Annotated in this window: 22 protein-coding genes; 11 read left to right on the plus strand and 11 right to left on the minus strand. The window is 58.1% G+C overall.

Annotated features, from left to right (window positions below):
• Positions 1 to 35: 35 nt before the first annotated feature.
• The 6 genes from dnaN to mutM form a co-directional block, all read right to left on the minus strand.
• Positions 36 to 1,154: a DNA polymerase III subunit beta gene (gene dnaN, locus C7964_RS15795; RefSeq protein ID WP_110280630.1), complete on the minus strand. Its 1,119-nt coding sequence runs from the start codon at positions 1,152 to 1,154 to the stop codon at positions 36 to 38.
• Between the two features lie 136 nt (positions 1,155 to 1,290).
• Positions 1,291 to 2,628: a chromosomal replication initiator protein DnaA gene (gene dnaA / locus C7964_RS15800; protein WP_110280631.1), complete on the minus strand. Its 1,338-nt coding sequence runs from the start codon at positions 2,626 to 2,628 to the stop codon at positions 1,291 to 1,293.
• A gap of 597 nt (positions 2,629 to 3,225) precedes the next feature.
• Positions 3,226 to 3,489, minus strand: a complete 264-nt coding sequence (gene rpsT / locus C7964_RS15805; RefSeq protein ID WP_110280632.1) for a 30S ribosomal protein S20 — start codon at positions 3,487 to 3,489, stop codon at positions 3,226 to 3,228.
• A 191-nt stretch (positions 3,490 to 3,680) separates the two neighbouring features.
• Positions 3,681 to 4,607, minus strand: a complete 927-nt coding sequence (locus tag C7964_RS15810; protein WP_110280633.1) for a type IV pili methyl-accepting chemotaxis transducer N-terminal domain-containing protein — start codon at positions 4,605 to 4,607, stop codon at positions 3,681 to 3,683.
• Positions 4,608 to 4,740: 133 nt separating this feature from the next.
• The gene (locus C7964_RS15815) at positions 4,741 to 5,517 is read right to left on the minus strand and encodes an enoyl-CoA hydratase (protein WP_110280634.1); all 777 of its coding nucleotides are present in this window, start codon (positions 5,515 to 5,517) and stop codon (positions 4,741 to 4,743) included.
• 62 nt (positions 5,518 to 5,579) lie between these two features.
• Positions 5,580 to 6,431: a bifunctional DNA-formamidopyrimidine glycosylase/DNA-(apurinic or apyrimidinic site) lyase gene (gene mutM, locus C7964_RS15820; protein ID WP_110280635.1), complete on the minus strand. Its 852-nt coding sequence runs from the start codon at positions 6,429 to 6,431 to the stop codon at positions 5,580 to 5,582.
• 151 nt (positions 6,432 to 6,582) lie between these two features.
• Here mutM and ubiE point away from each other — a divergent pair, with 151 nt between their 5' ends.
• Together ubiE and ubiB are read left to right on the plus strand one after the other, a co-directional pair.
• Positions 6,583 to 7,335: a bifunctional demethylmenaquinone methyltransferase/2-methoxy-6-polyprenyl-1,4-benzoquinol methylase UbiE gene (gene ubiE / locus C7964_RS15825; RefSeq protein WP_110280636.1), complete on the plus strand. Its 753-nt coding sequence runs from the start codon at positions 6,583 to 6,585 to the stop codon at positions 7,333 to 7,335.
• A gap of 1 nt (position 7,336) precedes the next feature.
• Positions 7,337 to 8,866, plus strand: coding sequence for a 2-polyprenylphenol 6-hydroxylase (ubiB, locus tag C7964_RS15830; protein WP_110280637.1), 1,530 nt, complete (start codon positions 7,337 to 7,339; stop codon positions 8,864 to 8,866).
• Here ubiB and C7964_RS15835 read toward each other — a convergent pair.
• Positions 8,863 to 9,528 carry a flagellar hook capping FlgD N-terminal domain-containing protein gene (locus C7964_RS15835; RefSeq protein WP_110280638.1) on the minus strand — a complete coding sequence of 222 codons (666 nt, stop codon included), beginning with the start codon at positions 9,526 to 9,528 and terminating at the stop codon, positions 8,863 to 8,865. The two genes, ubiB and C7964_RS15835, sit on opposite strands and share 4 nt — an antisense overlap.
• A 9-nt stretch (positions 9,529 to 9,537) precedes the next feature.
• Entirely contained in the window at positions 9,538 to 10,842 is a 1,305-nt protein-coding gene (locus tag C7964_RS15840) for a flagellar hook-length control protein FliK (protein ID WP_110280639.1), read from the minus strand.
• 104 nt (positions 10,843 to 10,946) lie between these two features.
• On the opposite strand from C7964_RS15840, the gene C7964_RS15845 reads away from it, so the two are divergent.
• A complete protein-coding gene (locus C7964_RS15845; protein ID WP_110280640.1) occupies positions 10,947 to 11,240 on the plus strand; it encodes a rod-binding protein in 294 nt (97 codons plus the stop codon).
• 16 nt (positions 11,241 to 11,256) lie between these two features.
• Entirely contained in the window at positions 11,257 to 11,574 is a 318-nt protein-coding gene (locus C7964_RS15850; RefSeq protein ID WP_110280641.1) for a hypothetical protein, read from the plus strand.
• Between the two features lie 118 nt (positions 11,575 to 11,692).
• On the opposite strand, the gene C7964_RS15860 is transcribed toward C7964_RS15850, so the two are convergent.
• Positions 11,693 to 13,204 (minus strand): flagellar hook protein FlgE, encoded by a 1,512-nt coding sequence (locus C7964_RS15860; RefSeq protein ID WP_502693572.1) that lies wholly within the window; start codon positions 13,202 to 13,204, stop codon positions 11,693 to 11,695.
• Between the two features lie 101 nt (positions 13,205 to 13,305).
• Complete coding sequence (locus C7964_RS15865) at positions 13,306 to 14,142, minus strand: flagellar motor protein MotB (RefSeq protein WP_110280642.1); 837 nt, start codon at positions 14,140 to 14,142, stop codon at positions 13,306 to 13,308.
• Positions 14,143 to 14,346: 204 nt separating this feature from the next.
• Here C7964_RS15865 and chlG point away from each other — a divergent pair, with 204 nt between their 5' ends.
• The 7 genes from chlG to C7964_RS15900 all read left to right on the plus strand — a co-directional run bounded on the left by chlG (position 14,347) and on the right by C7964_RS15900 (position 21,751).
• The gene (gene chlG / locus C7964_RS15870; protein WP_110280643.1) at positions 14,347 to 15,261 is read left to right on the plus strand and encodes a chlorophyll synthase ChlG; all 915 of its coding nucleotides are present in this window, start codon (positions 14,347 to 14,349) and stop codon (positions 15,259 to 15,261) included.
• Position 15,262: 1 nt separating this feature from the next.
• Positions 15,263 to 16,543 (plus strand): BCD family MFS transporter, encoded by a 1,281-nt coding sequence (locus C7964_RS15875; RefSeq protein ID WP_110280644.1) that lies wholly within the window; start codon positions 15,263 to 15,265, stop codon positions 16,541 to 16,543.
• Positions 16,544 to 16,546: 3 nt separating this feature from the next.
• Complete coding sequence (locus C7964_RS15880) at positions 16,547 to 17,728, plus strand: geranylgeranyl diphosphate reductase (RefSeq protein ID WP_110280645.1); 1,182 nt, start codon at positions 16,547 to 16,549, stop codon at positions 17,726 to 17,728.
• Complete coding sequence (gene idi / locus C7964_RS15885) at positions 17,725 to 18,258, plus strand: isopentenyl-diphosphate Delta-isomerase (protein ID WP_110280646.1); 534 nt, start codon at positions 17,725 to 17,727, stop codon at positions 18,256 to 18,258. Before C7964_RS15880 ends, idi begins: the two co-directional genes overlap by 4 nt.
• A gap of 54 nt (positions 18,259 to 18,312) precedes the next feature.
• Positions 18,313 to 18,846, plus strand: a complete 534-nt coding sequence (locus tag C7964_RS15890) for a gamma-glutamylcyclotransferase (RefSeq protein WP_110280647.1) — start codon at positions 18,313 to 18,315, stop codon at positions 18,844 to 18,846.
• A gap of 151 nt (positions 18,847 to 18,997) precedes the next feature.
• On the plus strand, positions 18,998 to 20,083 hold the full coding sequence (locus C7964_RS15895) for a biopolymer transporter ExbB (protein WP_110280735.1): 1,086 nt from the start codon (positions 18,998 to 19,000) through the stop codon (positions 20,081 to 20,083).
• A 3-nt stretch (positions 20,084 to 20,086) separates the two neighbouring features.
• Complete coding sequence (locus tag C7964_RS15900; protein WP_110280648.1) at positions 20,087 to 21,751, plus strand: peptidoglycan -binding protein; 1,665 nt, start codon at positions 20,087 to 20,089, stop codon at positions 21,749 to 21,751.
• On the opposite strand, the gene C7964_RS15905 is transcribed toward C7964_RS15900, so the two are convergent.
• A complete protein-coding gene (locus C7964_RS15905; protein WP_110280649.1) occupies positions 21,738 to 23,075 on the minus strand; it encodes an ABC1 kinase family protein in 1,338 nt (445 codons plus the stop codon). The two genes, C7964_RS15900 and C7964_RS15905, sit on opposite strands and share 14 nt — an antisense overlap.
• Positions 23,076 to 23,081: the final 6 nt, after the last annotated feature.

Raw genomic sequence — 23,081 nt, forward strand, 5'->3', positions numbered from 1 at the left:
CCTGCCTCCAAAATTTTCAAAAATTTTGGGGCTCGTCACACGCGCATCGGCATGACGACATAGACCGCCGAGGTGTCGTTGCCTTCACGCATCAGTGTCGGATCACCCGCCGTGTTAAACATGAACACCGCGTTTTCGCGGTCCACCTGGCTTGCGATTTCCAGCAGGTATTTCGCGTTGAATCCGATTTCCAACCGCTCGTCGCTATAGGCAACAGCAAGCTCTTCTTCGGCGGCACCGCTGTCAGGCGCGTTCACGGAAAGGATCAAACGGTCCTCATCGAGTGACAGCTTCACGGCACGCGACCGCTCGGATGATACAGTCGCCACGCGATCCACAGCGCGGGCAAATTCGCTGGCGTCCACTTCGAGTTTGCGGGTATTTCCTTGTGGGATCACACGGGTGTAATTGGGGAACGTCCCGTCGATCACTTTGGAGGTCAGCGTGATATCCGGTGTCGCAAAGCGCACTTTGGTTTCCGACACGGATACCGCAATCTGCATATCGTCATCATCAAGCAACTTGCGCAATTCGCCCACGGTCTTGCGTGGCACGATCACGCCGGCCATTTCGGCTGCACCTGCGGGCAGGTCGGCGTCGATCCGGGCAAGACGGTGGCCGTCGGTCGCAACGCACCGCAGCACTTTGCCGCCTTCGCTGTCGGCGACATGCATATAAACACCATTGAGGTAATAGCGGGTTTCCTCGGTCGAGATTGCGAATTTGGATTTATCAAACAGGCGGCGCAACACGGGGGCGGGTGCCGAAAAATTGGCGGCGTAGTCGGAAGAGGCCATCACAGGGAAATCTTCTTTCGGCAATGTCGCCAGAGAGAAGTTCGACCGTCCTGCCTCAATGCTCAGCCGCCCGGATGCGCCGTCTTCGGTCAGCGTGACCAAAGCCCCATCAGGCAGTTTGCGCACAATTTCATTCAGGGTAACCGCAGCAACTGTTGTCGCCCCCGCGCGTTCCACCTTGGCGGGCGCGCGGTCGACAATCTCGATGTCGAGGTCGGTCGCGCGGAACTGGACAGTGTCGCCTTCCGCTTCGATCAGGACGTTGGCCAAAATCGGGATCGTATTGCGCCGCTCGACCACGGACTGGGCTTGCGCCACAGCCTTAAGAAGCACCGCACGTTCAATGCTGAATTTCATATCCCAATCTCCGCATATCTTGGCATCCGACGCCATCGGGACGCAAAATGTACTCTATTTTGCGCCACCCTCAAGCGTTTTCTGGACTGTTGACGATGGGTGTGTCCACGTCAAGCTTCGGGCCTGTTTTGCAGGCTTATTCCTGCAGCGCGCGGCGCAAGAGTTCCAGATCATCGGCGATCTGGCTATCCAGCGCCTTGAGCTCTTCAATCCGCTTGACCCCGTGCATGACCGTTGTGTGATCACGCCCGCCAAAACGCCGCCCGATCTCGGGCAGTGAGCGGCTGGTCATCTGCTTGGCCAGATACATCGCGATCTGGCGTGGGCGGGCATAGTTGCGCACGCGCTTGGGGCCGATCATGTCGGACAGGCGGATGTTGTAATGCTCGGACACTTTGCGCTGGATCTCTTCGACCGTCACCTTGCGGTCCGACGCCTTGAGCACGTCAGACAGGCAATCCTGTGTCAGGTCCAGCGTAATTTCGCGGCCCACAAGCGACGCGAAGGCGAAAAGACGTGTCAGCGCGCCTTCCAGAACGCGCACATTGGTTGAAATACGGTGCGCGAGGAATTCCAGAACACCATCAGCGATCTGAAGTTCGGGGTATTGGGCGGAGTAGACCTCGACCTTGGACTGCAGAATGCCAAGGCGAAGTTCGTAATCTGTCGGGTGCAGGTCCACCACAAGACCACATTGCAGGCGGGATTTGATCCGCTCTTCAAGGTCCTTGATCTCGCCCGGTGCGCGATCGGCAGAAATGATGATCTGTTTCTGACCATCAACCAGCGCGTTGAAGGTGTGAAAGAATTCTTCCTGCGTGCTGTCCTTGCCGCCGATAAACTGCACATCATCCACCATCAGCACATCGACCGAACGGAAGAGTTGTTTGAAGTCCATCATCTTGCGTTCGCGCAATGCGGTGATGAAGCGGTACATGAACTGCTCGGCAGAGAGATAAAGCACGTTCAATTCCGGCGAACGCAGCTTCAGCTCATGCGCGATCGCATGCATCAGGTGGGTCTTGCCCAGCCCGACGCCGCCATAAAGAAACAGCGGGTTGAATGTGACAGGGCCACCTTCGGCGACGCGGCGGGCGGCCGCATGGGCCAGCTCGTTCGGTTTGCCGACGACAAAGGTGTCAAACGTGAACCGGCTATCAAGAGGCGCACCTGATCCGGCTTCGGGTTCGGCGGCTTTTCTGGCCGTTTGGGGCTTGGCTGTCGGGCGCATTTGCGACGGGACACGGAATTGCAGGCGCTGGACCTCTTGGCCCAGATTATTCATGTGATACAGGATCTGATCACCGAAGTTCTGTGAGACATAGTTCCCGATAAAATTCGTGGGCACATCAAATACGGCCACGCCATCTACCAGTTCTTTGAATTCGAGCGGTTCAATCCAGCTGGAATAACTGTTCTTCCCCAGTGCACTTTTCAGAGCAGCCAAAACCGTCGCCCAAATTTCGTTCGTCATTTTATGCCTTTGTCCCACATTCGCAGCTACCACGTGAGACGCGAAAATCGCGCCTGCGCCACAACACCGAGGACAAAAAAGGTCAACCAGATCAAGTTGCCCAACTTGATCCCCAGCGCCTTTTACCCAAAACCATAGACCGAGACGAAAACCGGCATCGCAAGGATGCAGACAGACGCCAAACGGCAGCTCAACGGGCCACGAACAGCAACCAGAAACCAAAGAGCAGACCTTGGCCCTGACGCAGACACAAAATGACACGGGTTTGCAGTTTGCACTGCAATCTCCACGGCACCTTAGCATGAAATTTGCGTTCTGGTTCGGTGAAAAAACCCGTCAACGACGACGTCTTATCACCCGATCAGTTGCAAATCCCCTCATGTCCCCCCGGAACGATGTGAATCGCAGGGCTAAGGTAGCAAGGGGTTTGGGACCGCTTCAACATAACATCGCGCTTGACTCAGCGATTGTCGGAAAAGAATCTCTTGGCGCTTTGAAATGTCTCATTTTCTGCGCAGGCAGACCACAGTAAAACAAAAAAAGCGCGCCCAGTCTGGACGCGCTTGAACTTTTGGAATTTTGCCGATTACGACAGAATCAACCGACAGCTTTGACGCGTGACGCCAAACGGGACATTTTGCGTGCCGCTGTGTTCTTGTGCATGACACCTTTGGTGACACCGCGCATCAGTTCTGGCTGAGCTGCCTTTAGAGCCGCTGCTGCGGCCTTTGGGTCGCCGGATGCAATCGCTTCTTCAACAGCGCGCAGATATGTACGGATGCGCGAACGACGCATCTTGTTGACTGCAAAGCGTGCTGCGTTCTGACGGGCGCGTTTTTTCGCCTGAGGTGAGTTTGCCATGTGTTCGTTTCCTAGCTGGGCCTTGATCGGGCCAAATTGAATATCATTCGCGCATCAAGCCCAAGCCCCGGGTTTTCGAACCGGTGATTCTGGCCAAAGCGGGCCTCACGCGCATGTATGGCGCCGCGTTTAAGCGAGACAACACAGCGTTTCAACCCCTAATTACAAGGCAACGATCCCAACCGGACCGGTTAGAAGGCCACTTTTGAATGGTCCTGATAAAGATAGAGCAGATCAAGCAAGACCACTTTCTCGTCAATCAGCTTGTAGTAGAGATCAAATCGCTGTTGATCGGTAATCTCTTCATCCACGGCAACGAGATTGAGCACCGGCTGATTTTGCACCCAGACACTGCCAATCTCTTCCAGCTTGTCCGCGATCCCGGGTGTCTGCGGAGGTAGAATGCTCATCTGCGGCAATCCATTGCGCAGGGCGCTTAACGTACCGTTGTAGGCCTGGATCGTCTGCTTGAGTTCATCAGCGATTGTCTGGTCCATCCCTTCCGACCAGAGCAGACAGGCCTGAAGAGCCATTTGCTGGTTCAAAGTCACCAGACGGCCCGCGAGTTGAATGAACATGATATCCCGCGCCTGGATTTCGGCCGAGCTCGAATACTGTGCGTCCAGCATTGTCGCCAATTGATATGTCTGCTCGCGAAGGTCATCCGATGCTTGCGTGAGGATCAAGGCCGCGTCTTTGTCGGTTGGTGTTTCCAAGAGCCGTCTTGCCGCCTGTTGTGCAGGGGCCCAAGTCGCGCGCAGTTGTTCAATTTCGGCAATTGTCTTGCGGCGTGTTTCAGGTGTTTCGATCCCCCAAAAGATATCACCCTCCAAGAGCGCGTTCAGCACTTCTTCCACCTGCGCATCGCCAACAGCAAGGAGCTCTGCCGCATCCTCGACATTGACCTGATTGTGCAGGTGGCAAGCCGCAGCAGGCACAGCCTGCGTCCATGACAACAGCACTTGGGCCGCTGTAAGACGGTTCGCAACGCCCGTATCCTGAATGATGGACTGCGCACTGCCTGCGGATTGAAAGGAAGAGTCAGCGTAAAGGCCACCGACCGGCATGATCATGGCACCCGTCAGGAAGACGGAAGCCAGCAAAGAAGAATATCGCATAATTTTGGCCGCTTTAGTTGTTTCGCGCCACCACCCGCGGCCCGATCTACTCAACCCGCGGCCGATGGTCCATGACCTAAATCAAGTGCGCGGATTGCACACACGACTTCCGCGTGGATTTGAAGGAACAGGTCTACTTATCGCGGAATTGCGCTTCACGTTTTTCGGTAAAGGCCGCCATGCCCTCGGCTTGGTCCTCGGTTGCAAAGAGCGACTGGAACAGCCGCCGCTCATAATTCAGACCTTCGGCAAGTGTCGTTTCATAGGCACGATCTACAGCATCTTTTGCTGCCATCGTCGCAATCTGGGATTTCTCGGCAATCTTTTCTGCAGCTGCTTTCGCTTCGCTCAGCAATTTCTTGGCGGGGACAACACGGCTCACAAGACCGCTGCGCTCGGCCTCTTCGGCATCCATGAAGCGGCCTGTCAGATGCATGTCCATCGACTTGGATTTACCCACATAGCGGGTCAGGCGCTGTGTGCCGCCGATCCCCGCAATCACACCAAGGTTGATTTCGGGCTGGCCGAATTTGGCATTGTCCGCCGCGATAATGAAATCGCACATCATCGCCAGCTCGCATCCGCCGCCCAGCGCGTAGCCTGCAACAGCGGCGATGATCGGTTTGCGGGTGCGATTGAAGCGGTCGGTTTCATTCTCGAAGAAGCGCTTGGTGTACATCTCGACAAATGTCTTGTCGGCCATCTCGGAGATATCGGCACCTGCAGCAAAAGCCTTCTCGGATCCGGTGATCACGATGCAGCGGACCTTTTCACTGGCGTCGGCGTCTTCCAGCGCCGTGCAGAGTTCGCCCAGCAAGGTGCTGTTCAACGCATTCATCGCTTCGGGTCGGTTCAGCGTGATCGTTGCGACACTGTCGCTGATATCTACGATGATCTTGTCAAAGGCCATTCTGCTCATCCTGTTGCGCCGGTCAGAACCCAAGGCTTAGCAAAGCGCGCGGGCGGATCAAGTTATCTTTGGCATTGCGGACAAAAGAAAGATGATCTGCCGGACTGTACGATTCGGGTGATTGTCTTGCCACATCCGTGGGTTACGCAGGGTTTATCCGCGCGGTCATAGACCTGAAAAACATGCTGGAAATATCCCAACTCACCATCGGATTGCCGGTAATCGCGCAAGGATGAGCCGCCTGCGGCGATTGCTTCGGACAACACATCGCGAATGAGGGGCACTAAAGAAGCGATGCGCGCAGCGCTGATACGCCCCGCCTTGCGGGCAGGATGGATACCGGCGCGAAACAGCACTTCGCAGACATAAATGTTGCCAAGCCCCGACACGATCCGCTGATCCAGCAGCGCCGATTTGATCGGTGTATTGCGCCCTTTCAGGCGGTCGATCAGATAGGTTTCGTTGAAGGCATTGCCCAAGGGTTCCGGCCCCAGATCGCGGATCAGCCAGTGATCTTCCTGGCGCGCTGTCTCCATCAGGTCCATCGCGCCAAAACGGCGGGCATCATTGAAGGTAATGCGCGCGCCGTTTTCCATGTGGAACACAACATGATCATGTTTGGCGGGCGCCGGATGCGGGTGATGGAATTCACCGATCATCTGCCCCGATACCAACATGCGCCCAGACATGCCCAGGTGGATCAAGAGCGTTTCCGCGCTTTCCAGATCGACAAGGATATACTTCGAGCGCCGCCGCAGACCCAGTACCCGCTGCCCCGTCAACCGCTCGGCCATCCGTTCGGGAAACGGCCAGCGCAGATCGGGCCGGTTCACCTCGGCACGCGCGATCACACTGCCCTCCATCACGGGGGCAATGCCGGCTTTAACGGTTTCAACTTCGGGCAATTCGGGCATTTTATGTCATCTGTTTTTGCTGTGGCCCACTACATAGGCATTGCTGCGCCCCTTGTCGTCCCCATTCGTGCGCCGTGGCACATTGACAGTTTGTCTATTTCGTCGCTTGGGTATAACCCCTTGCGGGACAGTATTCAGGCGAAAGCATGACATGACCGACAAGGCAGACAATACCACACACTTCGGGTTCGAAACCGTCCGCGAGGATGAAAAAGCAGGCCGCGTCCAAGGCGTGTTTTCATCCGTGGCCAGCAAATACGACATTATGAATGACGTGATGTCGGGCGGTGTGCACCGGATCTGGAAAGATGCGATGATGGATTGGCTGGCCCCGCGACCCGGACAGCGCCTTTTGGATGTGGCCGGCGGGACCGGTGACATCTCGTTCCGCTTCCTGAAACGTGCGGGGCGTGGTCACTCAACCGTGCTCGACATTACCGAATCCATGCTTGTCGAGGGCCGCAAACGGGCCGAGGCCGCACAGATGTCGGACAGCCTTGATTGGGTTGTGGGCGATGCGATGGCCCTGCCGTTCGAGGCGAATACCTTTGACGTCTACACCATCAGCTTTGGCATCCGGAACGTGACCCGCCCGCAAGAGGCGCTGAACGAGGCCTATCGCGTCCTGAAGCCAGGTGGCCGTTTGATGGTGCTGGAGTTCAGCCAGTTGCCCAACCCGATGATGCAGGCCGCATATGACGCCTATTCGTTCAACGTCATTCCGCGTATGGGCCAGATGATTGCGGGGGATCGTGACAGCTACCAGTATCTGGTCGAATCCATCCGCAAGTTCCCCGATCAGGAAACCTTTCTCGGGATGGTGCGTGAAGCAGGTTTCGGCAACGCGAAATATCGCAACCTGACAATGGGCGTTGCGGCGCTGCATTCGGGGTGGAAGCTCTAGCATGCGCGGCCCTCACAATATCATCCGCCTGATCCGCACAGGCGCCACCTTCGAACGCACCGGCGCGATGAAAGTCGTGCTGGATGCGTTGGATGCAGGGCCCTTGTTGCGTATCACGCTCCGCACGCTTGTCTGGCCGTTTCAGTGGCTTGGCTACAAAGGCGATGTGTCGATGCCGCCTGCGGTGCGAGCGCTGCAAGCACTGGGTCCGGCCTATATCAAATTCGGCCAGATTCTTTCGACCCGCCCTGATGTGGTGGGGGACGAACTGGCAGTGCAACTGCGGGTTCTGCAGGATAAATTGCCGCCGTTTTCCATGGCAGAGGCGAAAAAGGCGATCCAATCTGAGCTGGGTACCAGTTTTGATAAACTCTTTTCGACCTTCTCTGAACCGGTCGCTGCCGCCTCGCTCGCCCAGGTGCACAAGGCCCATCTGGCCGACACAGGCGAGGCAGTAGCCGTCAAGATCCTGCGTCCCGGGATTGAGCGCGCGTTCCGGACCGACATTGATGCGTTCTACTTTGCTGCCCGCGCCATCGAGTTTTTGTCGCCCGCGTCGCGCCGTCTGCGCCCGATGGATGTGATCACCCACTTCGAAGGCGTGGTCATGGGCGAATTGGACCTGCGATTGGAAAGCTCGGCCGCCGCGGAATTTGCCGCGAATACCGAAAACGATGCAGGTTTTCAGGTGCCCAAGGTGCATTGGCATCTGTCAGGGCGCCGCGTGATGACAATGGAATGGGCCGAAGGCACGAACATCGGGATGAACGAAGCGCTGGATGCCGCAGGGCATGATCGCGTCGTTTTGGCCACGCGTGTCCTGCAGCTCTTCCTGAACCACGCGCTGCGTGACGGCTACTTTCACGGCGACATGCACCAAGGCAACCTGAAGGTCGCCGCAAACGGGGATATCATTGCCTATGATTTCGGCATCATGGGGCGGATCGATGAATATACCCGCCGCGTCTATGCCGAGATCCTGTTCGGCTTTATCCGTAAGGACTACCAGCGGGTCGCAGAGGTCCATTTCGAAGCGGGCTATGTGCCTGCAAACCGCGATGTTGACGAATTCGCCCGCGCACTGCGCGCTGTAGGCGAACCGATTTTCGGCATGGACGCGAGCCGCATTTCGATGGCGCGCCTGCTGAGCTATCTGTTTGAAGTCACCGAGCGTTTCGGCATGGAAACCCGCACCGAGCTGATCTTGTTGCAACGCACAATGGTGGTGGTCGAGGGTGTGGCCCGATCACTTGATCCGCGGATGAACATCTGGCACGTCGCAAAACCCATCGTCGAAGACTACATCAAGGAAAGCATCGGCCCGAAGGCATTGTTGCGTGATCTGGCAAAGACCGCGCGTATTCTGTCGCGCTTTGGCCCGCAGTTGCCAAAGCTTGCCGAAGACGCGCTGATCCGTCTGAACAATCCGCCACCGCCGCCAAAGCCGCAGCGCCGTATCGCGCGGTTGTCGTGGATGGCGCTTGGCGCGGTTCTTGCAAGTGGCGCTATATGGGGCATCTCTCTGCTCTAGAGGTTCGCGTCACGGAGCGCTGTGACCTGGTCACTCGCCACGGTAATTCCCCCCGTCAGGACCAGCATGGTCACACCGCCCTCAAGCCGCACCTCGTTCACGGTATGATAGCTTGCGACGGGGTTCTGGGCGATCACCTGACCGTTGGATGTTGACTGGATTTCGAACTGATAAACCCCTGCAGGCAGTGGCGTACCGTCTGGGCCGACACCCGCCCATTGCACCGTCTCGGCAGCTGGCGGGACAGCCTGCCTCTGAAGCTCTTCGCCTGCAGCATTGCGCACGACAAGCTCTGCGCTGTCAGCGGCCACGGTTCTTGTCGCCAGTAGTGTCATTGGCTGGCCGTCAAAATAGGCAGGCCCCTCTGTGCGTACCTCTTTGCCGACCAGTGCTGCCATTTCAACCAGCCCACCTGTTGTCATCTGGGTGCTGAGGGACCGCAACAAATCATTCGTCAGCACGGCCTGTTCAACCCCCGAGAAGGTTGCCAGCTGCGTCGCATAGTCTGTCGAATCGATTGGGTTCAGCGGGTCTTGATACTGCATTTGCGCTGTCAGCATCTTCAAGAAGGTCTCAAAATCAGAACTGATCTGCGTCGCGGCACTGGCCATGCCAGCGTTGGGGGTTGCCCGACCGGTTTGGGTGAGTTGCGTGATATCCATGTGTGCTCCTTAAATGCGCAGATCGAGGCCACCCGCAGCAGGTGGTGGCGTGGTTTGGGTGATCGGAACGGTATCTTGTATCTGTTGCTCGACAGGTTGCTCGTCCGGCCTCGCCTCAGGGCGCGCCTGCCCCTTTTGGTCGCCAAAAGAGAACGAAATTGAGTTATACCCAAGCTGACGAAACTCCTGCGCGAGGATATCAATGTGCCGTCGCAACAAGTCCTGTGTTTCGGGGCGATCGGCCAGCACGTTCACCGTGATAACACCGTCACCCGCAGCAAGGCTCAGCTTCACCCGCCCCAATTCTTCGGGATTAAGCGCAATTTCCGTGGTCTTGCCGTTGCTGTTCGTCACGGCCACCGCAATCTGCGCCGCCACATGACGTGCAGTTTCTGGTGTGGCAGCGGCCACCCCAGGGGCCGGTGTCCCGGTTGCCGTGGTATGCCGCTCGGCAGGCATCGCCGACAAAATACTATCCACATCAGCCGGTTTAGACGCCTTTTCAACCATCTCACGCTGCGGATGAGCAGCGATTTGCGCCATGGCCACGGCAGGTGGCTGTGCCGCAGGCACTTGTGCTGCCGCACTCGGGGGTAGCTGTACCGTTGCCCGCGGTGGCATGGCATCCTCGCGTACAGGACGTGGCCGTTCATCGGCAGGATGAAACCGGGGTTTTCGTACTTCTTTGGCCTGACCTGCGAAATCTGCCCTGGGTTTGTCTGAAATCAACGGTGGTGACACAGGTGGCGGCGCGTCCACCTTCGTTGGCTCGACCGGTTTCGGCTGCAGTGGTTGTGTAGACGGCACCTCAGCACGCACCTTAACCGGCAAACGCCCTTCGACCACAGACTGGGCCACAGTCGCGCCTGTTGATTTGCCTTCCCGCGCGACCGGAGTGGTCTGTTCGGGCTGCTTTTCTGTTGCGCCCTCGCGCGCAGGCGGCGGCACGTTCAGGCCCTCACGCCGCAACATCTGCGTTCTATCCTCTGCTGGTCCGGATAGTGCGGCTACACCTTCGCTATCAGCCTTTGCTGCGGGCACCGGTAAAGCGATCGGCGTTTCGGCCTTGGCAGCAACGTCTTTTGTCACCGCAGGCAGAGCGACCGCATCGTCCGGTAGCAGCTCTGGATCAGCAGCAAACGCCACACCCATTCCCCCATCCGCCGCGTCACCATGTATGTCATCACTGGCCGGTGCGGTCGCGGCCATCATTTCGTCGAATGTCGTGACATCGGCGCTAGCGGCCCCCACGGCAGGCACCGGCGGGGTCTGTGCGGTCGTCGCTGCCGACTGGGAAAGGATCAAGGGAATCATCGGTTCTCCGATTGCGTCTGTTCGATCTTCTGTTTGACGCAAAAAACTTACTGAATGTTTAGGAAGGTCGGTCAAGTTGCGCAAACCACCAACCGGAGAATCCGATGACAATGATCACTGATCTGCCGCCGCCACGCCCCGCGCCCGCTCTGCCGGACTATATAAACAACAACGCAAAGCTGCGTGACGCCGCCCAAAAGATGGAGGCGACATTTCTGGCGGAAATGCTGAAATCCGCAGGTGTCGGGACGCCACGCGAAACATTCGGCGGCGGCGCAGGCGAAGAGCATTTCGCTTCTTTCCTGCGAGAGGCGCAGGCCGAGGAAATGGTGAAAGCAGGGGGAATCGGACTAGCCGAAGCGCTTTTCGAGGCCATGAAAGTCCGGAACTTTGCTTAATACAGTCGTTTCTCAATTGCATCAGGTGCTGGACCAGGAACGCCAGGCGCTGATTTCCGCGGATTACGACGCGTTGGCCACCTTTGTTTCACAAAAGGAGGCATTGCTGTCACAACTGGAAAAAACAATTCCGGCTAAGGAAGAGTTGCGGCCCCTGCGCCAAAAGATGGACGAGAACCTTGGTCTTCTGGCGGCCGCGATCAAAGGCGTCGCTGCCGCGAGCGCGCGTCTTTCAGCGCTTCAGAACGTGAAAAGCGGTTTGAGTGTTTATGACAACGCAGGCCGTCTTGAACATGTCCGCACCCACAACCCAGCCCTCGAGAAGAAGGCCTGATTTCAGTCAAATTCTCTTTATTTGGACGGGCCGAGTTAAGAGGTTGTTCAGCCTGCGCTAGATATTCATCCGGCATCGCCACAAAGGCGCACCGGTACGAAGTGATCGGTGAATTCCGTCAGAATGACGCATCGCGCCGCAGTAAATTTGCGGAGTTTCCAACCAACCCGGTGCAAAGCGCCATACATAAAGGACCGTGAATTATGTCCAGTATTTTGACCAACAACAGCGCAATGGTTGCGCTGCAAACGCTCAAGTCGATCAACAACGATCTCTCCAAAACACAATCGATGATCTCAACCGGCAAAGATGTCGCTTCGGCCAAGGATAATTCCACAGTCTGGATGACCTTGGCGTTGGACGAATAGGCGCGTTGTGTCTGGATCAGTTCCGTCAGCTCACCGGCAACATCCGTGGCCGATTCCTCGCGTGCAAAGCCGACGATATCGCCCGTCGGCCCGTCACCCGCGTCCCACAGGAAGAAAGAACCACTGTCAGGCGTCACGCGGTAACTCTGCTGATCAAGCGTTTCCAATCCGTTCACGTTTGGCACGTCCACAAGCGGAATTTGATAGAGAACACGGTTGATCCCGATATCAAAGGAGGCCCGCACGAAACCGTTCTGGTCCACCTCGATCGAGGTCAGACTGCCCACGGGTGTGCCGTTCTTGGAAATTGAAACGGGCGCGAAAGCATCGGACAGTTGGGTCAATCCGATCGAACTGCCCAATTCGCCGATATTGATTTCCATTGGTCCGCCATCGACCGCAATTGTCAGTGCCCCGGTGAGCGGATCATAGGCCCCGCCAATCGGGTTCAGCGGGTCTGCAAAATCGACGTTTGCAAGCGTACCGCCGCCGCCGCGTGTCGCATCAAAGGTTAATGTATATTCGCCAACAACATCGGGAACACCATCAAGATCAGTATCGGACTCACTGTCGCGGATTTCCATTGTCCATGTATTCGATGAACCATTTGCCGGTACAGTTGGCGTAAACAGGAAGCTCAGGTTCGAAGACGCACCCAGGTTGTCGAAATATTCAACCGAGAGCGTTTCCGTATCCCCCGGTGATCCTTCCCGCGTTGACGTGGCGGGCAGGTTGACCGACAAGTCAACGCGCGTCGTCGCCTCGCCCGCAAATTGGTTGGCGTTGATCTGGACAGGCACCAAACCGTCGATAGAGTCGCGCGGATAGTTGGGAATGGTTCCGTCAGCCGCCGCTGGCACACCCAGCAGAACCAACCCCCCTGGCGTACGCAAATACCCTTGGGCATCGGGGCGGAAAGATCCCGTAGTCGTCAGGAACAATGGATTGTCCCCGTTGTTGACGGCCACAGATGTTTCCGATGTGACCGGCAGCATTCCACGGCCCCGCACGGCAAGGTCTGTGGGGTTTGACGTCGAAACCAGCGCACCACGTTCATCAATCAAGCGCGATGTTGTTGTGCGCACACCGCCCGCAGAATAGGTTCCCTGACCGCTTTCAATCACCATCGACTGAAAGTCGGTCACCGCTCTTTTGTAGCCATAGGTTGATGAGTTCGAAATATTGTCCGAGATCGTGGCCAACCGAGAGGCGTTTGCCGCCAAACCGGCAACGCTGGCATTCAGGGAAGAGGAAATCGTCATAAAGATGAGCCTTTCTGCGTCAGAGATGACTAATGTTCACACCACCTCTAAGCCCCGCGCCTTAACACCCCCCTAACGGCTAAAATTCGAATGATATCGTTCTAGCGGTCCGATCGCAGCAGGATGACTTCAATCCGGTTGTTGCGCGGGGCGGTCGCATCGCGCACAGCAGGATCGCGGTCGCCCGCACCCGTCTGGCGGACAATACGCATCGGATCGAGACCACCGCTTTGCAGCATCAGACGCATCTGGTCGGCCCTGCCGGTTGACAGTGCCCACACAGGATTGTCGACCTTCAGAACAGATTTTGCGCTCAAATGCCCTTCTATCGCAACGCCGTTGCGGACCGTTTGAAACAGCCGCGCCATGATCGCTGCAATCTCGGCGATCACGGGATTGGGGACGACCGTATCCTCAACAAAAAGCGTGACGTCAGGCAGATCAAATATCTCGATCACAAGTCCCTCATCGGTGAGGCGGGTGATGATATGACGCAGCGCCTGATCGGATAACATGCTCTCACCACCCTGCCCCAGAAGTACAGCCTCGATTTCGCGCAGGGCCGCGACCTGGGCTGCGGCGGCGGCGTCTGCCCCGGTCTCGCTCTCGCTGCGCAGGGGTTCATTGCCGATACTCGGCTGGCTGATGCCAGTGCCGCTTTGTGCCAGGGTCTCTTCGGTGAAGATATTGTCGCCACCAAAGGCACCGGACCCACCGCCTGAAATGCGGTTGACGGGAATCGTTGGTGAAAAGTAATCCGCCAACCCCTTGCGCTGCTGTTCAGTTGTGGCGTTGAGCAGCCACATTAACATAAAAAACGCCATCATCGCGGTGACGAAATCGGCATAGGCAACCTTCCAGGCACCACCGTGGTGGCCGCCGCCAGCAACCACTTTCTTGCGTTTGATAATTGTCGGTGCGTTTGATCCTGCGCCCATCTCTCTACCTCATGTTTCACCCAGAACGGGCATAGACGGGCAGAAATGAAAGCAGGCTTAACGCGACAATTCGATGAAAAACACACGCGTATTCCGGGCATCGCTGTCGCGTTCATGCGACGACCAAGCCGAGTGACAAGATGGCGCAGTGTCAACAGACCTTTACACTTGCCCAAACGCCATATGTCACACTAAACTGACAAAATGAGTGTAACGTCAGATTTACAGATTGAACCCGCCATACGCCGCTGGCCCGAGCCGCGCGCGATGCTGCGGCTGATCAAACCTGTGACATGGTTCCCTCCGATGTGGGCCTATCTCTGCGGCGTCGTTTCATCGGGTATAAGCCCCTCTGGCCAATGGTTTTTCGTGGTCTTGGGCGTGGTGCTTGCCGGCCCGATCGTCTGCGGCATGTCGCAGGCGGCGAATGATTGGTGCGACCGGCATGTTGACGCGATCAACGAGCCCGACCGCCCGATTCCTTCAGGGCGCATTCCCGGACGCTGGGGGCTCTATATCGCACTCGCAATGACTGTGTTGGGGTTGGCGGTCGGGTATCAACTGGGGCCTTGGGGCTTTGGTGCCACCATACTGGCCGTTGCGGCGGCTTGGGCCTATTCGGCCGAGCCGATCCGCGCCAAGAAATCCGGCTGGTGGGGTCCGGGGCTTTGCGGCCTCGCTTACGAGACACTGCCGTGGATCACCGGGGCGGCTGTTGTCGCCGCTGGCGCACCAAGCCCGCAGGTGATCACGATTGCCGTGCTTTACGGCATCGGCGCCCATGGCATTATGACACTCAACGATTTCAAAGCAATCGAGGGCGACCGCGCCACTGGCCTGCGGTCGCTGCCTGTCACACTTGGGCCCGCGCGCGCGGCGCAGGTTGCCTGCTGGATCATGGCTGTCCCACAGATCATCGTCATCGGACTGCTGACCTATTGGGGCAAAGCCGGTTTCGCGCTTGGCGTAATGGCAATGCTGGCGGTGCAGTTGGGCGCAATGCGCGTTCTGTTGCGCGACCCCGAAGGCAAAACGCCTTGGTATCAGGGCATGGGTATTCTGTTCTACATCAGCGGCATGATGATCAGCGCCGTTGCGTTGCGGAGCATTGGAGGCTGATATGACACTTTCATGGTTCCAGATTGTCCGGCTTGGCTTTGTGCAAATGGCACTGGGGGCGATTGTCGTCCTGACAACATCGACACTGAACCGTCTAATGGTGGTCGAGCTGTCGCTGCCCGCAATTCTGCCGGGGCTTTTGGTCGGCCTGCACTACGGCATTCAACTGACACGCCCGCATTGGGGGTTCTACTCTGACACTGGCGGGCACCGGACACGCTGGATTATCGGCGGTATGGTGGCGCTCGCGCTCGGCGCTTTCACTGCGGCCTGTGGTGTCTTGGCCTTCGAGCAATCCTTTGCGCTTGGCCTGACCGTTTCAATCATCGCCTACACGCTGATCGGCCTTGGCGTCGGCGCGTCAGGCACATCATTGCTGGCGCTTCTGGCCACGACGACGGCACCGCACCGCCGCGCGGCCGCCGCAACGATCACATGGCTGATGATGATCTTCGGGATCGCGATAACCGCAGGGATCGTGGGGCAGTTGATTGACCCCTACACGCCGTTGCTCCTAATCGAGATTGTGGGCTTCGTTGTGACCATCGCAACACTCGTGACCTGTCTCGCCGTCTGGCGGATCGAACGCAATCTGGTTGCCGTGCGCGAGCCGGACCCGACACCCTTCATGGAGGGGCTGAAAGAGGTCTGGTCCGAACGCAAAGCGCGCAATTTCACGATCTTCGTCTTCCTGTCGATGACCGCCTACTTCATGCAGGAACTGATCCTCGAACCCTACGCCGGTCTCGTCTTCGGCTTCACGCCCGGGCAATCGACTTCTTTATCAGGCGCGCAGAACGGTGGCGTTTTCATCGGTATGCTCGCTGTCGGTATCCTGGCCACTGGTTTCAAGATCGGCGCATTGCGCAACTGGGTGATGACGGGCTGTGTCGGCTCTGCCGCAGCGCTGATCCTGATCACATTCCTCGGGCCTATCGGTCCAAGTGCTCCGCTTGTCCCCGCAGTCGTCCTGCTGGGGTTCTTTAACGGGATGTTTGCTGTTGCCGCCATCGGCTCGATGATGGCGCTTGCCGCAGCAGGGGCCGCGCGCCGCGAAGGGACCCGCATGGGGCTTTGGGGTGCGGCACAGGCCATCGCCGCCGGTTTCGGCGGATTGGTTGGCGCAGGTCTGGTCGATGCCTTGCGCGTCACCATGACCGACACCCAGGCCTTCGGGATCGTGTTCATCGCCGAAGCCGCCATCTTTATCGCCGCCGCCACAATGGCAGCCAAAATCATGGATCGCAAAATGCCGTCCGCCACGCTCGTTCCGGGAGAATAGCACATGCAATATGATGTCGTTGTCGTGGGCGGAGGCCCGTCAGGGGCCACTGCCGCAGAAGACCTTGCACGGTCCGGTCACAAGGTCGCCTTCATCGACCGTGACGGGCGGATCAAACCTTGTGGCGGCGCTGTTCCTCCGCGTCTGATCCAAGATTTCTTTATCCCTGACGCCCAGATCGTGGCCAAAGTGAACACCGCACGCATGATCTCTCCCACCGGACGGCAGGTCGATATCCCGATCGAGAACGGCTATGTCGGCATGGTAGATCGCGAACATTTCGACGAATTCCTCCGCAAGCGGGCCAAGGACGCCGGGGCGCATCGCTACACAGGGACATTCACGAAGATCGAACGTGACGCGGACGGCACCCATGTGGTCTATCGCGACAAGATCAGCGGCAATGAGATGAAACTGTCTACAAAGCTGGTCATCGGCGCTGATGGCGCGCGCTCAAACGTGGCGCGGGCCGAGATCAAAGACGGCGATAAAATTCCTTACGTGATTGCCTACCACGAAATCATCGAAGCGCCGGCAGCGACCGCCAGCTATGATCCCGCACGGTGCGACGTGATCTATGATGGCCGCATTTCACCCGATTTCTATGGCTGGGTCTTTCCGCACGGCGGGCAAGCCAGCGTCGGCATGGGCTCCTTGATCAAATCCGTTGACGTCAAACAGGCCACCGCCGATCTGCGTGCGGCCTCAGGGCTGACCGATTGCAAGACGATCCGCAAAGAAGGCGCGCCTATTCCGCTCAAACCATTGGATTGCTGGGACAATGGCAAAGATGTGGTTCTGGCAGGCGATGCGGCGGGCGTCGTGGCGCCGTCATCGGGCGAAGGCATCTACTATGCAATGGTTGGCGGACGCGTTGCGGCGACCGCAGCAGCGGCCACTCTGGCATCAGGGCGCGTAAAGGATTTGCAACTGGCCCGCAAACTCTTCATGCGCGAACACAAACAGGTTTTCCGGGTTTTGGGCGCAATGCAAAACGCCTATTACCGCAGCGACGAACGGCGCGAGCGGTTTGTGTCCCTGTGTCATGATGTCGACGTGCAAAAGCTGACGTTTGAGGCTTATATGAACAAGAAACTGGTAAAGGCACGGCCCATGGCTCACTTGAAGATCGGCATCAAGAACCTCGCGCATCTGACGCGCCTTGTCTCTCCGCTGCGCACATGACGATCATGATCCCGGCCTGGGAAAACGGCAAACTGAAACCGGTCGAGAAACTGGATGCGCATGTGCGCGGGCTCAAACACAAGGCGGTCAGTGTCTTTGTGATCAACCGTGGCCGCGTCTTGATCCAGCAGCGCGCGATGGGCAAATACCACACCCCCGGCCTCTGGGCGAACACCTGCTGCACCCACCCCGAATGGGACGAAGACCCGACCGATTGCGCGATGCGGCGTCTGGACGAAGAATTGGGGATCAAGGGGCTTTATCCATCCCACCGCGACCAGATCGAGTATCGGGCCGATGTGGGTGGCGGGCTGATCGAACACGAGGTTGTCGAGGTCTTCGTCGCTGACGCCCCCAATAATCTGGTGGTCAAGCCCAACCCCGACGAGGTGATGGATACCCGCTGGGTCGATTTTTACGAACTCTCTGCCGATGTGGCGCGGCACCCTGCGCAATACACACCATGGCTGCGGATTTACCTGCAAGATCACACCGCTGCGATCTTTGGTGACCTGCTCCGCGCGGTCTAGTTCCGTTTCCTTCAAACCGGTGTTATGGGCGTATTCAAGGAAGGGACACGCACCATGGCACTTTGGGTTTTCGGATATGGTTCACTTTTGTGGAACCCCGGTTTTACACCGGTGCGTCAGGTCAAGGCGCGGCTGCCTGACTATCACCGCAGTTTTTGCATGCTCAGCATCCATCACCGCGGCACAGAAGACGACCCCGGTCTTGTGCTCGCGCTTGATGCGCAGACAGGCGGGCAATGTACCGGCGTGGCCTTTCAGGTGGCCGAGAACGAGACAGATACGGTTCTGGCGCAACTGCGTGAACGCGAATTAATCTCGTCCGCCTATTACGAAGAAACCGTCACCCTGATCGACGATCAAGGCGCACCATTGCAGGCGCTGACCTATGTGGTTGACCGCGATCATGTGCAGTACTGCCAGTTCGACCTTGAGAAACAGGCGCAGATGATTGCAGGTGCGGTCGGCGGACGCGGGCCGAACACGGAGTATCTGTTCAATACGGCCGACCACCTCGCGGAGCTCGGCATAAAGGACACCGACATGGACTGGTTGGTTGCGCGTGTGCGTGCTTTGACGGCAACAGACTGAAGGCCCGAATTTGTTTGGGTTTGTGTAAGTTCAGCCATATGGTGTTATGCGAGCGAAGCAGTCACACAATATGAGGCCCCCATCCGTGTCGGACAAACGGGAACCCAAATCGCAACCGCAGTTCACACTGCCCATTCGTCAGCTGCTTTTCATGCTGACTGTGATCGGGCTGGTCGGCGCGGGCTTTTACCTTGGGCTGGAGCAGATCACAGCGATCTACCAGTCAAACCCTTACCTGAACGGGGTCATTCTTGGCGTGTTTGTGCTGGGAATGCTGTCCTGCTTTAATCAGGTCTTTGTGTTGATGAATTCGGTCCGCTGGATCGAACGGTTTGCACGCGAACAAGGCGGGCATTCCTATAGCGCGGCACCCTCGCTTCTTGCGCCGCTTGCCACACTCTTGCGCTCACGCGGGGCGCGCACGCAGGTGTCCTCAACCTCTGGCCGGTCTATCCTTGATTCCGTCGCGCAGCGCATCGACGAAGATCGCGAAATCACACGTTATATTGGCAACGTACTGATTTTTCTTGGCCTTTTGGGCACATTCTATGGTCTGGCCACGACCGTGCCTGCACTTGTTGAAACCATCCGGTCGCTGAACCCCGGCGAAGGGGAAAGTGGTGCCGATATTTTTGCCCGCCTGCAATCAGGGCTTGAAGCACAACTGGGCGGCATGGGCACGGCTTTCTCAAGCTCGCTGCTCGGGCTTGCCGGATCTCTGATCGTGGGGCTTTTGGAGCTTTTTGCCGGCCATGGCCAAAACCGCTTCTACCGCGAACTCGAAGAGTGGCTGTCCACAATCACCCGCGTCGGGATTGATGGTGAAGAGGGGGCCCTTGGTGCCGACCTCAGTGCGATGGGTCCCTTTGTGGAACAATTGGGCGAGCTGATGGACACCATCCAGATGATGATGGGACAGACAGACGCCGACCGCGAAGAGAACGACAAGAAGTTCAACACGCTGGCAACCGCGATCGAAAAGATGGCGCAAAGCACCGCAGCCAATGCGACATCGGAAATGCTCGAACGTGTTGCCATTGGCCAAGAAGCGCTGATCCAGAAACTGGACGACAGCGGGATGGAAGGCATTGATGCCGAAAGCCGGATGCGCCTGCGGTCCATTGACGTGCAACTGCTCCGCATCCTCGAAGAGATGTCGGCGGGCCGGCAGGAAAGCGTCGGCGACCTGCGCAGCGAGATTGCTAATCTGGCAAGTGCGATCAGGGACAGAGGCTGATCCATGGCGTTGAGCCGCAGATCATCGAACCGCTTTCAGAACGCGATCTGGCCGGGTTTCGTGGATGCGATGACCGGGCTGTTGCTGGTCCTGATGTTCGTGTTGACGATCTTTATGGTGATCCAGTTCGTGCTGCGCCAACAGATCACCGGCCAGGAAACCGAGCTGGACGCGCTGAACAACGAGGTCGCGGCGCTGACAGCCACGCTGGGGCTTGCGCGCGATACCAACGCGTCGCTGACCGCTGATCTTGATGCCGCCAATGCCGAAGCCACGCGGCAGGCAGGGCGGATTGCCGCCCTGATCGCAGAACGGGACGCGCAGGATCAGGCACTGGCGCAGGCGCAAACCCAAATCACCCAATTCGAGGCACAGGTCGCGGGACTACTTAGCGAACGCCGCGACGCGCTTGCCAATATTGCAGGGCTGGAAGCCGAGCAGGCGCGATTGCTGACACAGCAAGAAGCGCTCAACCTCGCCCTTGCGCAGGCCCGCACTGAAATCGACGAGGGTGCAGAGGCCGCACGCCTTGCCGCCGCCCGCCGCGAAGCGTTGGAAGCGCTGATCGCCGATCTGGAAAGCGAGAATGACGCCAATACCGCGCGGATCACGGCGCTGGAGGCCGATCAACTGACCAGCGCCGCCGCCGCCGAAGCGCTGCGTGAGCGACTGGCAAATGCAGACAGCGAACTGACGGCGATGACCCTCAATCTTGAGCGGCAGCGTCAGGAAGCAGAGAACACGCTGACCCTGCTGGCCGCCGCACGCGCAGCACAGGCCGAACTTGATGCGCGGAACGCAACGCTGACCAGTGAGCTGGAAGAACTGCAGGGAGATCTTGGCGAAGAGGCAAGCGAAGCAGAACGGCAGGCGGCCCTTCTTGCCCTTGCCAATGAGGAACTTGCCGCGCAAGAGGCGCTGTCTGCCGAAAGCCAGCGTCAGGTGGCTTTGCTGAATGAACAGATCACCGAATTACGCACACAGGTGGGCAACCTGCAATCGCTGCTCAACCTCGCAGAAGAGGCCGACCGCGAGGCGCAAGTCCAGATCGAAACCTTGGGCGCACAGCTGAACACCGCGCTTGCCCGCGTTGTCTCAGAAGAACGGCGCAGACGCGCCCTGGAAGAGGCGGAACGCATCAGGCTCGAGGCCGAGGCCGCGCGCCTCGAGGAAGAGGCCGAAAGGTTGGCCGCCGAGGCCGAAAACCTGTCACGCTTCAAATCCGACTTCTTTGGCGAACTACGCCAGATCCTTGAGGGGCAGGACCGGATCCGTATCGAGGGTGATCGCTTTATCTTTGCGTCCGAGGTGCTTTTTGAGCCAGGCAGTGCCGATCTCTCGCCGGCAGGCGAAGCGGAAATTGCCAATATCGCGGATATTCTACGCAGCATCGCAGACGATATTCCCGAAGGCCTTGACTGGGTCATCCGTGTGGATGGCCATACCGACAATATCCCGCTGAACCCCGGCGCGCGCTTTGCCGATAACTGGGAGCTTAGTCAGGCGCGTGCGCTGTCGGTTGTGCGCTTTATGAGCAGCGATCTTGACATTGACCCGCGCCGTCTGGCCGCGAACGGGTTTGGCGAATATCAACCGCTGAACCCTGCCGACACACCAGAGGCCCGCGCCCAGAACCGCCGGATCGAGCTGAAGCTTACCGAGCGCTAGACGCGACGTAGCGTGCGAAATATCCCGACAGGTCCAACTGTGCGCCCAACTGGCTGGCCAATAGGAACATGCCCCCGAACTTGCGTTGCAACAACAAGACATCAATCGGCAAAGGCGGCGGGACAAACCCGTCTTCGGCCAGTGCTATCCCCGCGTTCTGCATCGCGCGCGGCAGGGTCTTGTCGGTGAAATCAAACGGTCTATCCACGCGTAAGGCGCTAAAAGCCATCTGCATCATGTCCATAATTGCCTTGCGGTGACGGTCGGCTGTATCGGACGCGATGAACCCGATCTCTTGTGCAATCCGCGCGAGCGCTACGTGATCGTCAATCAGGCCTGCGGCCAGCAACGCACGATATTGCGTCACGACCGTCGGGTTCAATTCACAGGTCGCGCCAAAATCCAGCAGGATGATCCGACCCGTCTGTGGATCGTAGCGATAATTGGCGAAATTCGGATCTGACTGCATCAGCCTTTCGTCAAACAACTCGCGCAAGGTCAGCCCGATCAGCGCATCCGCAATCCGGTGTCTTTCCGCCTCGGGCTGGGTGAAGGCCGCTTCAATCGGCACACTCTCCACATAGGACATCGCCAGGATCTGCGGCGTGCTCCATTCAGGAATAAACGCAGGCACGTCAAATGCCGGTGCGTCCGCCAGAAGCGCGCCAAACCGTGCCAGATACTGTCCTTCGCGGGTATAATCCGTTTCCTGATGAAGCTGCTTGCGCGCCTCTTCCAGATATGGCGCAAGCGCGAACCCCTTGGGGATCAACCCCGACATGCGCAGCAGCGCGCCGACATTTGCCACATCGCTGTCAATACTGTCCGCCACGCCGGGGTATTGCACCTTGATGGCAAGATCCCTGCCGTCTTTCAGCCGCGCGCGATGCACCTGTCCGATCGAGGCTGCCGCAATGGGCCGCACATCGAACTTTGCGAATTGGCTCAACCAGTTCTTGGGCCACTGCGTATCCAGAACCCGCCGCAACTGCGCGGGGGGCATGGTATGGGCATTGTCCCGCAGCCGCGCCATGATCTGCGCCATTTCCGGCGGCAGGAATTCGCCCGTATCCATCGACATAAGTTGCCCGATCTTCATTGCCGCACCGCGCATCTGGGCAAGCTTTTCGGTGATCCGCGTGATGTTCTGCGGGGTGATCAGCAAATCGCGCATTGCGGGCCGCTGGCCCTGCGCCAATTGCGCGATTCCGTTGAAAGCCATGTTACCGGCAACGCCGGCTGTCATCGCGCTCAAACGGCCAAACCGCGATACGCGGCTGGCTGGCACGGCAAGCGCGCGCACGTTGGGGTGTTTGTCACTCATCACGTG

The organism is Loktanella sp. PT4BL, from assembly GCF_003201935.1.
Taxonomy (GTDB): Bacteria; Pseudomonadota; Alphaproteobacteria; order Rhodobacterales; family Rhodobacteraceae; genus Yoonia.